The organism is Devosia rhodophyticola (assembly GCF_028816475.1).
GTDB classification, from domain to species: Bacteria; Pseudomonadota; Alphaproteobacteria; order Rhizobiales; family Devosiaceae; genus Devosia; species Devosia rhodophyticola.
On sequence record NZ_CP118247.1, the window covers coordinates 1,437,077 to 1,450,575 of the forward strand.

A 13,499-nucleotide genomic window follows, 5' to 3' on the forward strand; every position below is an offset into this window, starting at 1 on the left:
CAATGATCATAGCCGTGGATGGCCCGGCCGCCTCGGGCAAGGGCACGCTTTCTAAGGGTTTGGCGCGCCATTATGGGCTTCCCCATCTCGATACCGGGCTTTTATATCGCGCCGTTGGCTGGACGGTTCGCGAACATCTTGAGGCTGCCGATTTTGAAGCCCGCGCCATCGCTGCGGCCCAAAACCTTGATGCAGCCCATCTCGACGATGTCGAGCTTTTGATCAGCGCACGGACCGGGGTTTTTGCCTCAAAAGTTGCTGTCATTGGTCCGGTACGCGAGGCGATGCGGGCCTATCAGGTGGGTTTTGCTCGCCAACCGGGCGGCGCGGTGTTGGATGGCCGCGACATTGGGACGGTCATTTGTCCCGATGCCGACGTCAAACTGTTCATTCAGGCCGACAGCAAGGCGCGGATGGAACGCCGGGCACGCCAGCTCGAGGCGCGCGGCGAAAATGTTGATCGCTATGCGCTTTATCATCAGATTGAAGAGCGCGATGCGCGCGACATGGCCAATCCGCACGGCGGATTTTACCAGGCCAGTGATGCGCACTTGCTTGATACGACACTTATGGGTATAGAAACCGCACTCCGCGCAGCCGTCGCGATCATCGACGAGGCCATGGCGCGCAAGGGCAAGCACTAGCTTAATCCCCCCTTGCGATCCGACTCTTTGATCATCACCCAAAGCGACAAAGCGGACTTTAGCAATTTGCCATCATCGCGCGGGGTGCAAATCCGTTCGCCGGCCCATTTGGCAACTGCCATATGGGCGGGTCTTGTCCCCATTTGATGGCCTAACCCCTAACCACCGGCGTAATTGGAGAGAAATTTGGCACAGCAAACTGTCGCTAAAGAAGATTTTGAAGCCCTTTTGATGGACTCGTTCATCGACAATGAACCGCTTGAGGGTTCCGTTGTTAAGGGTACCGTGGTCGCGATCGAAAAAGATCTGGCGATCATTGATGTCGGTCTCAAGACCGAAGGGCGCATCGCGCTCAAGGAATTCGGCCAGGCTGGCCGTGATGGTTCCATCACTGTTGGATCAGTGGTTGAGGTCTATGTCGACCGCGTCGAAAATGCCGCCGGTGAAGCCGTGCTGTCGCGTGAAAAGGCTCGTCGTGAAGAAGCATGGGTCAAGCTTGAAGTCCTGCATGAAGCCAATGAGCGCGTCGAAGGCGTGATCTTCAACCAGGTCAAGGGCGGTTTCACCGTCGATCTGGAGGGCGCGATTGCCTTCTTGCCACGCTCGCAGGTGGACATTCGTCCGATCCGCGATATCGCCCCCCTGATGAATGTTCCGCAGCCCTTCCAGATCCTGAAAATGGACAAGCGTCGCGGCAATATCGTTGTATCGCGCCGTGCAATCCTTGAGGAAAGCCGCGCCGAGCAGCGTTCGGAAATCGTTCAGCAGCTTGAAGAAGGCCAGGTTGTCGACGGCGTCGTCAAGAACATCACCGATTATGGTGCGTTTGTTGATCTGGGCGGCATTGACGGTCTGCTGCATGTCACCGATATCGCCTGGCGCCGGGTCAATCACCCGACCGAAGTGCTCACCATCGGCGAGACGATCAAGGTCCAGATCGTTCGCATCAACCACGAGAGCCATCGTATCTCGCTGGGCATGAAGCAGCTGCAGGCTGATCCATGGGAAGGCATCGAAGCCAAATATCCAGTCGAAGCCAAGTTTACTGGCCGCGTCACCAACATCACCGACTATGGTGCCTTTGTTGAACTGGAGCCCGGCATTGAAGGCTTGATCCACGTTTCAGAAATGAGCTGGACCAAGAAGAATGTGCATCCTGGCAAGATCGTTTCGACCTCGCAGGAAGTCGAAGTTGTCGTGCTCGAAGTTGATCCGGACAAGCGTCGTATTTCGCTTGGCCTCAAGCAGACCCTGGCCAATCCATGGGAAAGCTTTGCCGAGAAGTTCCCTGTTGGGGCTGTCATCGAAGGCGAAGTCAAGAACAAGACCGAATTCGGCTTGTTCATTGGGCTGGACGGCGATGTCGACGGCATGGTTCATCTCTCGGACATCGATTGGCAGAAGGCCGGCGAAATCGCGCTGGACGACTACAATCGCGGCGACATGGTTCAGGCCAAGGTGCTTGACGTTGACGTTGAAAAAGAACGCATCTCGCTTGGTATCAAGCAGCTGTCGACCGGCGAAATCGCCGATGCCAGCGGCGACGTTGGTGGGATCAAGAAGGGTTCTGTCGTGACCGGCACTGTGACCGAGGTCAATGATGGCGGTATCGAGGTTCGTATCGCCGACAGCGAAATGACCGCCTTCATTCGCCGTGCTGATCTCAGCCGTGATCGCAACGATCAGCGTCCTGAGCGTTTCTCCAAGGGCGAAAAGGTCGATGCGCGCATCACCCAGTACGACCGCAAGACCCAGCGCATTTCTCTTTCCATCAAGGCGCTCGAAATCGCCGAGGAAAAAGAAGCTGTGGCCAATTACGGTTCGTCCACTTCGGGCGCTTCGCTCGGCGACATTCTTGGCGCGGCCCTCAAGGATCGTGAAAAGGAATAGTTCTTTCTTTTCGACAAATGATGAGGCCCGCGCTTTTTTGGCGCGGGTCAATTTGTTTACAGGGCTTGGCGATGACAACTCTGACGCCTCACTGGCGCTGCCTGACCAGTACCGATCTGGACGCCCTTTGCGCTATCGCTGACATTGTTCATCCCGATTTTTTCGAACAGCCAACAGTTCTGGCGGAGCGTGCCGCACTCTATCCCGAAGGCGCGCGACTGCTGGAGTTGAATGGGGTAGCGTCTGGCTATGTGCTTTCACACCCTTGGCGGTTCGGCCAACTGCCCGAACTCAATTGCCTGCTCGGCACGATCCCGGCAGATGCCGACACGTTTTATATCCATGATCTGGCGGTCTTACCGCCTGCGCGCGGGAGCGGAGCCGCTCCCGCGATTGTTGCTGACCTCGTCGAGCACGCCAAAGCCAAAGGTTTTGCCAGCATGAGCCTGACCGCCGTCAATGGCAGCATCGGCTTTTGGCAGCGGCAGGGCTTTGTGCAAGAATCGCTGCGAAGGCTGGCCGACAAGCTGGAGTCATACGAACCTGAGGCGTGCTATATGGTCAGAGGCTTGGGGTGAGACGCTGACGCCGCTGCGCCGGCTTGTCAGGAGCGCCCTAGATCGGCTTCCGGTCGAGCAGGATGGCCATTATCAATAGAATTTGAGCGGCAGCGCCGATCCCCAGGCGCACGAGGTGCCAATGCCACCAGCTGTCGCGAATAACTTGCCAATCGCTGGGCATTGCCTGCGCCGTCCAGTCCATCACGTGCGCATTGATCGGCTGATTGAACTGCCGCGTCACCCATCCAGCCGCGACCATCAGCAGCAGCGCGCAAACATAAAGGGCAGCGATGCCCGGCTTTTGCCAAGCCAGCCCCCCAGCACCAGACATAGGGCCAAGGCCAGTGCCGCGAGTGCGGGCAAGAGCGTATTCAACCCCCGCACCGCTCCCTGATGCACCTCAATGAAGGTTTCGGGGCGATAGGCCGCTACCTCGTAGCCACGCCAGATGCCGAACATGCTGCCCACGACGAGGGACAGCAGCACGAGGGCGCCAATTTGCAGAATCATTATCAAACCGGCCATTGCGAGGACTCCCGCTTGTATCGCCAGGCAAAAGCCATCACGATAAGTTACAACCATATTCAATACAGTTGCACTGTACTCAAAATGCCCGATCTGGTCAACGCCAAACGAAAATACACTTCCAACCGTCGCGCCGAGCAAGCGGCGGACACCCGCGAGCGCATCGTTTTGGCGGCCCGCACCCTGTTTGTGACCGAGGGCTGGCACAAGGCCACAATCGCCCGGATCGCCAAAGCCGCAAGGGTGTCGAGTGAAACCGTCTATGCCGTTTTCGGAACCAAGCCAGCCATTCTTCAGGCGGTGGTGGAACTGGCCATCCGCGGAGAGGCCCCTGACGTAGCGCTGCTCGACCAGACTGGCCCGCGCAGGGTGACGTCCACCGCAGACCCGCGCCGTCTTCTTGAGCTGTTTAGTGATGATCTGGCGCTTGTCCTGGATCGCGTCGCTGAACTGGTCGCCGTCGCCCAGACCGCAGCGCAATCCGAGGCTGACATGAAGCATCTCTACGAGCAATTGCATCAGGGGCGCCGCCGCAATCTGGGTGTCGTAGCCCAGGCGCTCGTACAAACCGGGGCGCTGGGGCCCGAAGTGGATGTCGATGCGGTCACCACTGAACTCTGGCGTCTGGGCAGTCCCGAACTCTTCCTGTTGCTCACCAAGATTGAGGGGCTGTCGGTTGCGGAGTATGCCGCCTGGCTCAACGGGGTGCTGGTTGCGCGGCTGCTCGTGTCCAAGGGCGGGCGCTCCCGAGATTGATCAGCCCGTTGCATCGCCCTTGCAATCGGCCGCGCGCCCGGTTAACTCGGGTGAACCTGTTGTCGTCGGAGGCCGACATATGACCGATCAATCCAGTTCCGACCCGCATGCCATTCTGGCCGCCGACAAATTCCGCCGTTCGGCCGGGTTTTGGCGACTGTTGACCTTTATGGTGGTGGCGCTGCTGATCCTGGCGCTGGTCGGGCGGTTTGTCTGGTCCAATTCTCCGGTTACTGATCACATCGCCCGTGTTGTGGTCGATGGCACCATTGCCACCAATCCCGCGCGCCTGAAGGTGCTGACCGAACTGGGCGAAAACGACGCCGTCAAAGCGGTGATCGTTTCGATCAATTCGCCCGGCGGGACCACGGCGGGCGGCGAGGAGCTTTATGAGGCGTTGGGCGTTTTGCGGGCGCAAAAGCCGGTCGTTGCGGTAATCAATGAACTGGGAGCGTCGGCGGCCTATATGACGGCCATCGCCACAGACCGGATTTTCGCGCGTCGTCTGTCGATTGTCGCCTCGATCGGGGTTTTGTTCCAGCACGTCAATGCGGGAAAACTGCTTGATACCATTGGTGTCGATCTCGACAAGATCGCATCTGGACCGCTCAAGGCCGAGCCCGACTTTGATGAAGCGATGACCCCCGAGGTACGGCGCTCGCTGGGCGCGCTGGTCAATGACAGCTTTGAATGGTTCGTCGATATCGTGGCAGAACGGCGCAATCTGAGCCGACCCATCGCGCTCGCACTGGCCGATGGGCGGATCATGACCGGCCGCATGGGTGTCGAAACAAAATTGATTGATGCCATTGGTGGCGAGGCCGAGGCGATTGAGTGGCTTGAAAAAGAAAAGAATATTGGCGAAAAACTACCAGTAAGTACTGCCTTTCCGCCTGCTGATGAGGGCTTTGGATGGCTTGGAAAGCTCATTGGCGGACAGGCCCGGGCCGCTTTGGGGCTATCGGGCTCGAGCACCATCGCGCTTGACGGGTTGGTCTCGCTTTGGCAGGTTGACGCAGCCCGCTAGAGTGCTGGCCAAACTAGCATTTTCGAAGTGACACTGCCCGGGGGGCAAAAATGATCAAATCGGAACTCGTCGAAAAGCTTGCCGAAGAAAATCCACACCTGTTTCAGCGCGACATCGAGAATATCGTCAATGCCATTCTCGATGAAATTGGCGATGCCATGGCGCGCGGTGACCGAGTGGAGCTACGCGGTTTTGGGGCCTTCTCGGTCAAAAACCGCCCAGCGCGTGTCGGGCGCAATCCGCGCACCGGCGAGCAGGTTGATGTGAGTGAAAAATATGTGCCCCAGTTCAAGGCGGGCAAGGAAATTCGCGAGCGCCTGAACCGCGACTAGCATTCAGGCTGATTTAGGCACCAAGCGTATGTATAGGCGAATTATTGGTTGGGTTGTTCTGGTACCGCTATGTGCGGTGCTGGTGATATTTGCCTTGGCAAACCGCCAGCTCGTGGTGCTTAATTTCAATCCGTTCGTCTCGGTGGAGCAGATTACCGCGCCCGGTTATGGCGTGCCGCTGTTTCTGGTGCTCTATGTGGTGTTGCTGGTTGGCGTGCTGTTGGGGGGCGTCGCCACCTGGTTTTCGCAGGGCGAGCATCGGCGGCGCGAGCGCCATTGGCGGCGCGAAGCCACAGCGCTTGGCTCTGAGCTGGAAGCACAGCGCAAGACGCCCGGCACCAACCCAAGCAATAGTCTTTCTGAAGTCGATGATCTGATGGATTTGCGCTAATGGCTTGCCGATTGGCGCTGTTTCGTTCTATTGCCCCACATTCGCCCCACCATTGAGCACCATAGGCCCGATGACGACCCCTCCTGAAATCAAGATTTGCGGGATCAAGACCCCCGAACTCCTTAACGCAACCATTGAGGCCGGTGCCGATATAGTTGGCTTTGTTCATTTCGTGCGCTCGCCGCGTCATCTCGGCCTCGAGCCGCTGGCCCAGCTGATATCGGAAGCGCGCGGGCGGGTGCAGACCTGCGTGCTGCTGGTTAATCCGGACAATTCCTGCGTGGCTGAAATTGCCGCGCTTGGCCCGGACTGGATCCAGTTGCACGGCCCCGAAACCCCGCACCGTGTCGAGGCCATCCGCGCCGAGGCCGGGGTCGAAATCATCAAGGCACTGCCCATCGCCGCAGCGGCCGATGTTGCCAATATTGCTGCCTTCGTTGAAGTGGCCGACCGCATCCTGCTTGATGCCAAGCCGCCCAAATCGGCTGACAGGCCTGGCGGGCTCGGGGTTGCCTTTGACTGGTCCCTGCTCCAAGGGCTTGACCCTGAGCTGCCGTTCATGCTTTCGGGTGGGTTAACCCCGGATAATGTGGCCGAGGCGATCAAGACCGTGCGCCCCTTTGGCGTCGATGTATCCACGGGGGTTGAATCAGCGCCCGGTGTCAAGGACATCAAGCTGATCAAGGCCTTCATCAAGAATGCACGCGCGGCCTCCTGATCGGGCGAGCGAAAAACAGGTTCACGTTAGGATAATTTGTGGCGACCAACGGCATTAATTCACTGCGCAATGGACCCGACGAGCATGGTCGTTTCGGCATATTCGGCGGTCGCTTCGTTGCCGAGACCCTGATGCCGCTGATTTTAGAGCTTGAAGCCGCCTATCGCGCCGCCCGCCTTGATCCTGCCTATGAAGCCCAGCTGCAGGACCTTTCGGTCCATTATGCCGGGAGGCCCAGCCCGCTATATTTTGCCGAACGCCTGACCGCCGAGCTCGGTGGCGCCAAAATCTGGTTCAAGCGCGAAGAACTCAACCACACAGGCTCACACAAGATCAATAATTGCCTCGGACAAATTCTTTTGGCCAAACGCATGGGCAAGACCCGCGTCATTGCCGAAACCGGGGCGGGGCAGCACGGCGTTGCCACTGCCACGGTCTGCGCCAAATTCGATCTGCCATGTACCATTTTCATGGGCGCCACCGACGTCGAACGGCAATGGCCAAATGTGTTGCGCATGAAAATGCTGGGTGCGGAGGTGCGCGCCGTAAGCGCGGGTGCCGGTACGCTCAAGGACGCGATGAACGAGGCGCTGCGCGATTGGGTCACCAATGTCGATACCACCTATTATCTGATCGGCACCGCCGCCGGGCCCCATCCCTATCCCGAAATGGTGCGGGATTTTCAGGCGGTGATCGGTCAGGAAATTAAAAGCCAGTTTGCCGAGGCCGAGGGCGGCCTGCCCGACGCCCTGGTTGCCTGCGTTGGTGGTGGCTCCAATGCCATTGGCACATTCCATGCCTTTCTCGATGATCCAACGGTTGCCATTTACGGCGCCGAAGCGGGCGGGCACGGTATCGAGGTCGATAACGGCCACGCCGCCTCGATGACGGGGGGAAGCCCCGGCGTGTTGCATGGCAATCGCACCTATCTGTTGCAGGACAAGGACGGGCAGATTCTGGAGGGCCATTCGATTTCGGCTGGACTCGACTATCCCGGCGTTGGTCCTGAACATTCCTATTTGCACGATACCAAGCGCGTAACCTATGTCCCGATCACCGACGATGAGGCCATCGAGGCGTTCCAGCTGTGCACCAAGCTTGAAGGCATTATTCCAGCGCTGGAATCAGCCCATGGACTGGCGCAGGTGATCAAACTCGCCCCCGCGATGGCAAAGAATCAATCAATCGTTCTGTGCCTGTCGGGACGGGGTGACAAGGATGTCGAAAGTGTCGGCAAATATCTCGGGATGAGTATGTAATGAGTACCCGTATTGCCGACCAGTTTGCGGCCTGTGCTGCGCAGAACCGCCCGGCCCTTGTAACCTTCATCATGGCGGGCGATCCAGACCTGGCGACCGGGCAGAAGATTTTTGAATCGCTCCCCACAGCCGGCGCTGACATCATCGAATTGGGCATGCCGTTTTCCGATCCGATGGCGGATGGGGTTGCCATCCAGCTGGGGGGCAGCGCGCCTTGGCCGCCGGACAAACCCTATTGGGCACGCTCGGCATGGTCGAGGATTTTCGCCGCAAGGACGAAACCACCCCGGTGGTTCTGATGGGCTATTACAATCCCATCTATAAATTCGGCGTCGAAAAATTTCTGGCGGTCGCCAAGGCTTCGGGTGTCGACGGGCTGATCATTGTCGACCTGCCGCCCGAGGAAGACGACGAATTATGCCTGCCCGCGCTTGAGGCCGGGCTCAATTTCATCCGCCTGACGACCCCTACCACCGATGACAAGCGCCTACCGGCGGTTCTCGCCAATACGTCGGGCTTTGTCTATTACGTCTCGATGACCGGCATTACCGGTGCGGCGATCAAATCGCGCGCGGCGGTTGGCGATGCGGTCAAGCGCATCAAGGGCCACACCGATTTACCGGTTGCCGTGGGTTTTGGGATCAAGACCGCTGAAGACGCCAAAACCATTGGACGGGATGCCGATGGGGTAGTCGTTGGTACCGTGCTGGTCGATGCCATTGGCCAATCTCTGAAGGATGGCAAGGCCACCGACAAGACAATCGAGGCGGCCAGAACGCTGGTTGCGGCCTTGGCCGAAGGCGTGCGGGCTGCCCGGGCATAAAGCCGTTCAGTACTTTGCGTCAACGCCGTGAAACTGATAATAATTGCCACAATTACACGATAGCTCCTGGACAACAGGACTAACCCACAGGGGTATGGCTCATGAACTGGATCGATAATTTCGTCCGCCCGAAAATCCGCTCGTTTCTCGGCAACAAGCGCGAGACGCCGGAAAATCTCTGGGTCAAGGATCCTGAATCCGGCGAGATGGTTTTTTACCGAGATCTGGAAGCCAACCAGTGGGTGGTGCCCAACTCGGGTTACCATATGAAAATCAAACCGGTAGACCGGCTTGCCCATTTTTTTGATAATGGCAAATACAAGACGGTTCCCCTGGGAACAGTGCCGCAGGATCCGCTAAAATTTCGCGATCAAAAGCGCTACACCGACCGCCTCAAGGAACAACGCGCCAAGACCGGCAATGATGACGCCGTCATTGTCGCCACCGGGCAGCTTTATGAGCGCGACATCACGGTTGCGGTGCAGGATTTTGATTTCATGGGTGGCTCGCTTGGCATGGCCGCCGGGCAGGGCATCATTGCCGGGCTCGAAACCGCGGTCAATCGCAAGACCCCGTTCGTGCTGTTTGTCGCTTCGGGCGGTGCGCGCATGCAGGAAGGCGTTCTGTCCTTGATGCAAATGCCGCGCACCACTGTTGCCGTGCTGCGCCTGCGCGAAGCGGGTCTGCCATTTTTTGTGGTGTTTACTGATCCGACGACCGGTGGCGTTACCGCTTCCTATGCGATGCTTGGCGATATTCATCTGGCAGAACCCGGTGCCCGTATCGGCTTTGCTGGTGCCCGCGTCATCGAGCAGACTATCCGCGAAAAACTGCCCAAGGGCTTCCAGCGCGCCGAATATCTTTATGAGCATGGCATGGTCGATATGGTTGTGCACCGCCACGATCTGCGCGCCACCATCGCCTCGCTGGCCGGCATATTGACCAAATCGGGTCCAGTTGCCGAACTCAATGAGAGTGCGCCCGTGCCGCGCGTTACCATGCGCGAGGCCGCCATTGTGGCCGAAGGCGATGATGGCGATCTGATCACCGCACCTGAAGGGGCACACGCCGAATAGCAAGTTTGGACGGGCTGCAAGATTTGCATTGAGCCGCGCGCAAAGTGCGGGTAGGTCAGGATAAATCCAAAGGCCTGCCCATGTCCCGTACCGATGCCATTCTCAAGCGCCTGCTGGGGTTACACCCTAAGCTGATTGATCTGCACCTGGAGCGTATCGAGCGCCTGCTCGAGCAATTGGGCCGCCCGCAGGATCGGTTGCCGCCAGTCATTCATGTCGCTGGCACCAATGGAAAAGGGTCAACCATTGCCTATTTGCGGGCGTTCCTTGAGGCTTCGGGCAAGTCGGCGCACGTTTATACCTCGCCGCATCTGGTGCGGTTCAACGAGCGTATTCGGTTGGCGGGCAAGCTGGTTTCGACCCAACGGCTCAATCAGGCACTTGAACATGTCGAAATGGTCAATGCCGGCGCGCCGATCACCTATTTTGAAATAACCACCGCCGCCGCCTTCTGGCTGTTTTCCCATATCAAGGCGGACTACCTGCTGCTCGAAGTTGGCATGGGCGGACGCTATGACACGACAAATGTCGTGGCAGAGCCGCTCGGTACCATCATCATGCCGGTTGATCTGGATCACCAACATTTCCTGGGCAACACCATTGCCAAAATTGCAACTGAAAAGGCCGGGATTCTCAAGCGCGGGTCCCCCGCTGTCATTGCTCGCCAGCAGGACGAAGGACTTGAGGTGATTGATCGCGCGGCGCGGTGCCTCGGTGTCACCCCGTTCGTTGCCGGGCAGGATTTTGATGCCTATGCGCAGGACGGAAGACTTGTCTATCAGGATGAGACGGGCCTGCTCGATTTGCCGTCACCGACGTTGATGGGGGCGCATCAGTTTGAAAATGCCGGTGTTGCCATTGCGGCAGTCCGGCATTTCGACCTGCCCGTCGATGAAGCCGCCATCGCCAGCGGCCTGCGGCAGGTGGTTTGGCCAGCCCGGCTTTCCCCGGTCAAGGATGGGCCGCTGCGCGCGCTCTTGGGGGACGGCAGTGAACTCTGGCTCGACGGTGGCCACAATGCTCATGGCACACGCGCACTTTCCCAGGCGCTAGCCACCATGAACAGGGCGCGCCCGGCGCCGCTGGTGCTGATTTTGGGAATGATGAACACGCGCAATCCCGCCGATGTGCTGGCACCGTTCTCTGGCATGATTGAGCGCATTCTCACCCTGACCATCCCGGGCGAAGAAAATGCCCATAGGGCCGAGCATATCGCGGCCGAAGCGCGAAAATCCGGCTTTGTGGCCAGCGCCGAGAAGTCGATCAAATCCGCGCTACGGGCGGCTGCAAGGACGCCCAATGCGCGGGTTTTGATCTCAGGTTCGCTCTATTTGGCCGGACAAGTGCTGCACGCCAACGGCACGCCCCCTGACTAACAAAAAAGGCGGGACAATGCCCCGCCTTCCATTCTGGTATTTCGAAAAGTCCTACTTCAGCGCGTCTGTGATCGCTGTGGTGAATGCACCTTCTGGCTTTTTCTCGATGATCTTTTGATCGAGCAATGCCTTTTCCGTGCGGTCGTACGCTGCGGCGTTAAGCGCTGGATCGCTTGCGTCAACCAGCTTGGCCACTTCTTCCATCATATAGGTCTGGTGTTCAATGGTCTGAGCGCCGCTTTCGTCATTGTCGAGAACGATTTGGGCCGCTTCGTCGGGATTGTCGATGGCATACTGCCAGCCCTTCATCGAAGCCCGCACGAACCGCACCATCGTATCGGCAAAGGCGGGATCTTCCAGCCGGTCCTGCATGGCATAGAGCCCGTCCTCCAACAGATCATTACCGAGGTCAGTATAGTTGAAGATCACCAGCTTGTCCGCGGTAAACCCGGCGTCTCTGGCCTGACCCAGTTCGTTGTAGGTCATCACCGAAATACAATCTGCCTGCTTCTGGATCAGCGGTTCGACGTCGAACGACTGCTTGAGCACATTGACGCCATCGGGACCGCCGTCAGTTGGAATGCCCAGCTTGTTCATCCATGCATAGAATGGATATTCATTGCCAAAAAACCAGACACCGAGGGTATGGCCCTTGAAGTCATCGGTGGTCTGGACTGGTCCGTCCTTGGGACAGATCATCAGCAGGCCCGATTTCTTGTAGGGTTGGGCGATATTGACCAGAGGCACGCCCTTGTCGCGCGCGGCCAGAGCACCGGCCATCCAGTCAACGATCACATCGGCACCGCCCCCGGCAATAACCTGCTCGGGCGCCACATCAGGGCCACCGGCCTTGATGGTAATGTCGATGTCCTCATCATTATAGAAGCCCTTGTCTTTGGCCACATAATAGCCAGCGAACTGGGCCTGCGTGACCCATTTGAGCTGCAGGGTTACCGCGTCACCGGCAAATGTCGGAGCTGATCCCAGCGCCATGGCGCCGACCAGCATTCCCAAGACGAATTTCTTCATAGCTTGCGTTCCCTTTTCCCCTGTTACGCCCGTCCACCACGGACCGACGGATGCCAGAAGGTGACGGCGCGTTCAATCAACACCACCACCCAGTAAAAGACCGATCCTGCCACTGCCGCCATGGCGATTTCAGCCCAGACCATATCAACATTAAGCTTGCCGATCTCCGAGGAGATGCGAAAGCCCATGCCGACAATAGGCGTCCCGAAAAATTCCGCGACGATTGCCCCGATCAACGCCAGCGTGGAGTTGATCTTGAGGGCATTGAAAATGAAGGGGGCTGCCGCTGGCAAGCGCAATTTGAACAGCGTTTGCCAATACCCCGCCGCATAGGTGCGCATCAGGTCGCGCTCCATTTCGCCCGACCCGTTCAGCCCGGCGATTGTGTTCACCAACATCGGGAAAAACGTCATGATGACCACAACGGCCGCCTTGCTGGGCCAGTCGAAACCGAACCACATCACCATGATCGGCGCGATGCCGATCAAGGGCAGTGCGGACACGAAATTGCCCAGCGGCAACAGGCCGGCCTTCAAGAACGGGGAGCGATCAATAGCAATCGCCACGGCAAACCCGACGCCGCAGCCCAACCCATACCCGATCAAAACCGCCTTGATGAAGGTCTGCTGGAAATCTGCGACCAAAATCGGCACATTTGCCAATAAAACATCCCAGATCGCCGACGGCGCAGGTAGCAGCACTTTGGGAATGTTGGCTCCAAGCGTTATCGCCTCCCAGACAGTCAGGATTGCGGCGCCAAATATTAATGGGATCAGAATCCCGTACGGGCGTTCGGCGACCTTGCCTTTGGCAATTGCCCGCGACAATCGCTCGGCAAACAGCCACGCCATCGCCCAGAACGCCACCAATGCTGCCCAATAGCCGCCAAGGGCGTAGTCGAACTGGGGCAGCAATTCCATCAGCACCACGCCACCCAACGCCGCCAGCACGCCAACAGCGGCAAAAGGCATATCGCGATACCAGACAATCAGGGCTGCAACGCTCGCCAGCAGCACCAGTATCAGCGGCCAGTGGTTCCAGCTCATCGCCTGCATGTCCCCGATCTGCCCATAGGGCAGCGCCAGAGCCAGGA

Annotated in this window: 15 protein-coding genes and 1 pseudogene; 12 read left to right on the forward strand and 4 right to left on the reverse strand. The window is 58.4% G+C overall.

The window, feature by feature from the left end; genetic code table 11:
• Positions 1-2 precede the first annotated feature (2 nt).
• The 3 genes from PSQ90_RS06970 (at position 3) to PSQ90_RS06980 (ending at position 3,112) form a co-directional block, all read left to right on the forward strand.
• The gene (locus tag PSQ90_RS06970) at positions 3-644 is read left to right on the forward strand and encodes a (d)CMP kinase (protein WP_282212676.1); all 642 of its coding nucleotides are present in this window, start codon (positions 3-5) and stop codon (positions 642-644) included.
• A 186-nt stretch (positions 645-830) separates the two neighbouring features.
• On the forward strand, positions 831-2,534 hold the full coding sequence (gene rpsA / locus PSQ90_RS06975) for a 30S ribosomal protein S1 (protein WP_282212677.1): 1,704 nt from the start codon (positions 831-833) through the stop codon (positions 2,532-2,534).
• A gap of 71 nt (positions 2,535-2,605) precedes the next feature.
• Positions 2,606-3,112 (forward strand): GNAT family N-acetyltransferase, encoded by a 507-nt coding sequence (locus PSQ90_RS06980; protein WP_282212678.1) that lies wholly within the window; start codon positions 2,606-2,608, stop codon positions 3,110-3,112.
• A gap of 37 nt (positions 3,113-3,149) precedes the next feature.
• Here the strand turns inward: PSQ90_RS06980 and PSQ90_RS06985 are convergent, their stop codons facing one another.
• Positions 3,150-3,353 (reverse strand): hypothetical protein, encoded by a 204-nt coding sequence (locus PSQ90_RS06985; protein ID WP_328517531.1) that lies wholly within the window; start codon positions 3,351-3,353, stop codon positions 3,150-3,152.
• Positions 3,353-3,619, reverse strand: a complete 267-nt coding sequence (locus PSQ90_RS06990) for a hypothetical protein (RefSeq protein WP_282212680.1) — start codon at positions 3,617-3,619, stop codon at positions 3,353-3,355. Before PSQ90_RS06990 ends, PSQ90_RS06985 begins: the two co-directional genes overlap by 1 nt.
• 15 nt (positions 3,620-3,634) lie before the next feature.
• On the opposite strand from PSQ90_RS06990, the gene PSQ90_RS06995 reads away from it, so the two are divergent.
• The 9 genes and pseudogenes from PSQ90_RS06995 (at position 3,635) to PSQ90_RS07035 (ending at position 11,377) form a co-directional block, all read left to right on the forward strand.
• Positions 3,635-4,375, forward strand: a complete 741-nt coding sequence (locus PSQ90_RS06995) for a TetR/AcrR family transcriptional regulator (RefSeq protein ID WP_282212681.1) — start codon at positions 3,635-3,637, stop codon at positions 4,373-4,375.
• Positions 4,376-4,454: 79 nt separating this feature from the next.
• The gene (gene sppA / locus PSQ90_RS07000; protein ID WP_282212682.1) at positions 4,455-5,402 is read left to right on the forward strand and encodes a signal peptide peptidase SppA; all 948 of its coding nucleotides are present in this window, start codon (positions 4,455-4,457) and stop codon (positions 5,400-5,402) included.
• 50 nt (positions 5,403-5,452) lie between these two features.
• Entirely contained in the window at positions 5,453-5,734 is a 282-nt protein-coding gene (locus PSQ90_RS07005; protein WP_282212683.1) for an integration host factor subunit beta, read from the forward strand.
• A 28-nt stretch (positions 5,735-5,762) separates the two neighbouring features.
• Positions 5,763-6,125 carry a lipopolysaccharide assembly protein LapA domain-containing protein gene (locus tag PSQ90_RS07010; protein WP_282212684.1) on the forward strand — a complete coding sequence of 121 codons (363 nt, stop codon included), beginning with the start codon at positions 5,763-5,765 and terminating at the stop codon, positions 6,123-6,125.
• A gap of 70 nt (positions 6,126-6,195) precedes the next feature.
• Positions 6,196-6,843 carry a phosphoribosylanthranilate isomerase gene (locus PSQ90_RS07015; RefSeq protein WP_282212685.1) on the forward strand — a complete coding sequence of 216 codons (648 nt, stop codon included), beginning with the start codon at positions 6,196-6,198 and terminating at the stop codon, positions 6,841-6,843.
• 38 nt (positions 6,844-6,881) lie between these two features.
• Positions 6,882-8,102, forward strand: coding sequence for a tryptophan synthase subunit beta (trpB, locus tag PSQ90_RS07020; RefSeq protein ID WP_282212686.1), 1,221 nt, complete (start codon positions 6,882-6,884; stop codon positions 8,100-8,102).
• Positions 8,102-8,925 (forward strand): annotated as a pseudogene (gene trpA / locus PSQ90_RS07025) (tryptophan synthase subunit alpha). The gene trpB and the pseudogene trpA overlap by 1 nt, the downstream one beginning before the upstream one ends.
• A 101-nt stretch (positions 8,926-9,026) precedes the next feature.
• Positions 9,027-10,001 carry an acetyl-CoA carboxylase, carboxyltransferase subunit beta gene (gene accD / locus PSQ90_RS07030; protein ID WP_282212687.1) on the forward strand — a complete coding sequence of 325 codons (975 nt, stop codon included), beginning with the start codon at positions 9,027-9,029 and terminating at the stop codon, positions 9,999-10,001.
• 80 nt (positions 10,002-10,081) lie between these two features.
• A complete protein-coding gene (locus PSQ90_RS07035) occupies positions 10,082-11,377 on the forward strand; it encodes a bifunctional folylpolyglutamate synthase/dihydrofolate synthase (protein WP_282212688.1) in 1,296 nt (431 codons plus the stop codon).
• A gap of 51 nt (positions 11,378-11,428) precedes the next feature.
• Here the strand turns inward: PSQ90_RS07035 and PSQ90_RS07040 are convergent, their stop codons facing one another.
• Together PSQ90_RS07040 and PSQ90_RS07045 are read right to left on the reverse strand one after the other, a co-directional pair.
• Positions 11,429-12,406: an ABC transporter substrate-binding protein gene (locus PSQ90_RS07040; protein ID WP_282212689.1), complete on the reverse strand. Its 978-nt coding sequence runs from the start codon at positions 12,404-12,406 to the stop codon at positions 11,429-11,431.
• Between the two features lie 23 nt (positions 12,407-12,429).
• A complete protein-coding gene (locus PSQ90_RS07045) occupies positions 12,430-13,326 on the reverse strand; it encodes an ABC transporter permease (RefSeq protein WP_407648205.1) in 897 nt (298 codons plus the stop codon).
• Positions 13,327-13,499 lie beyond the last annotated feature (173 nt).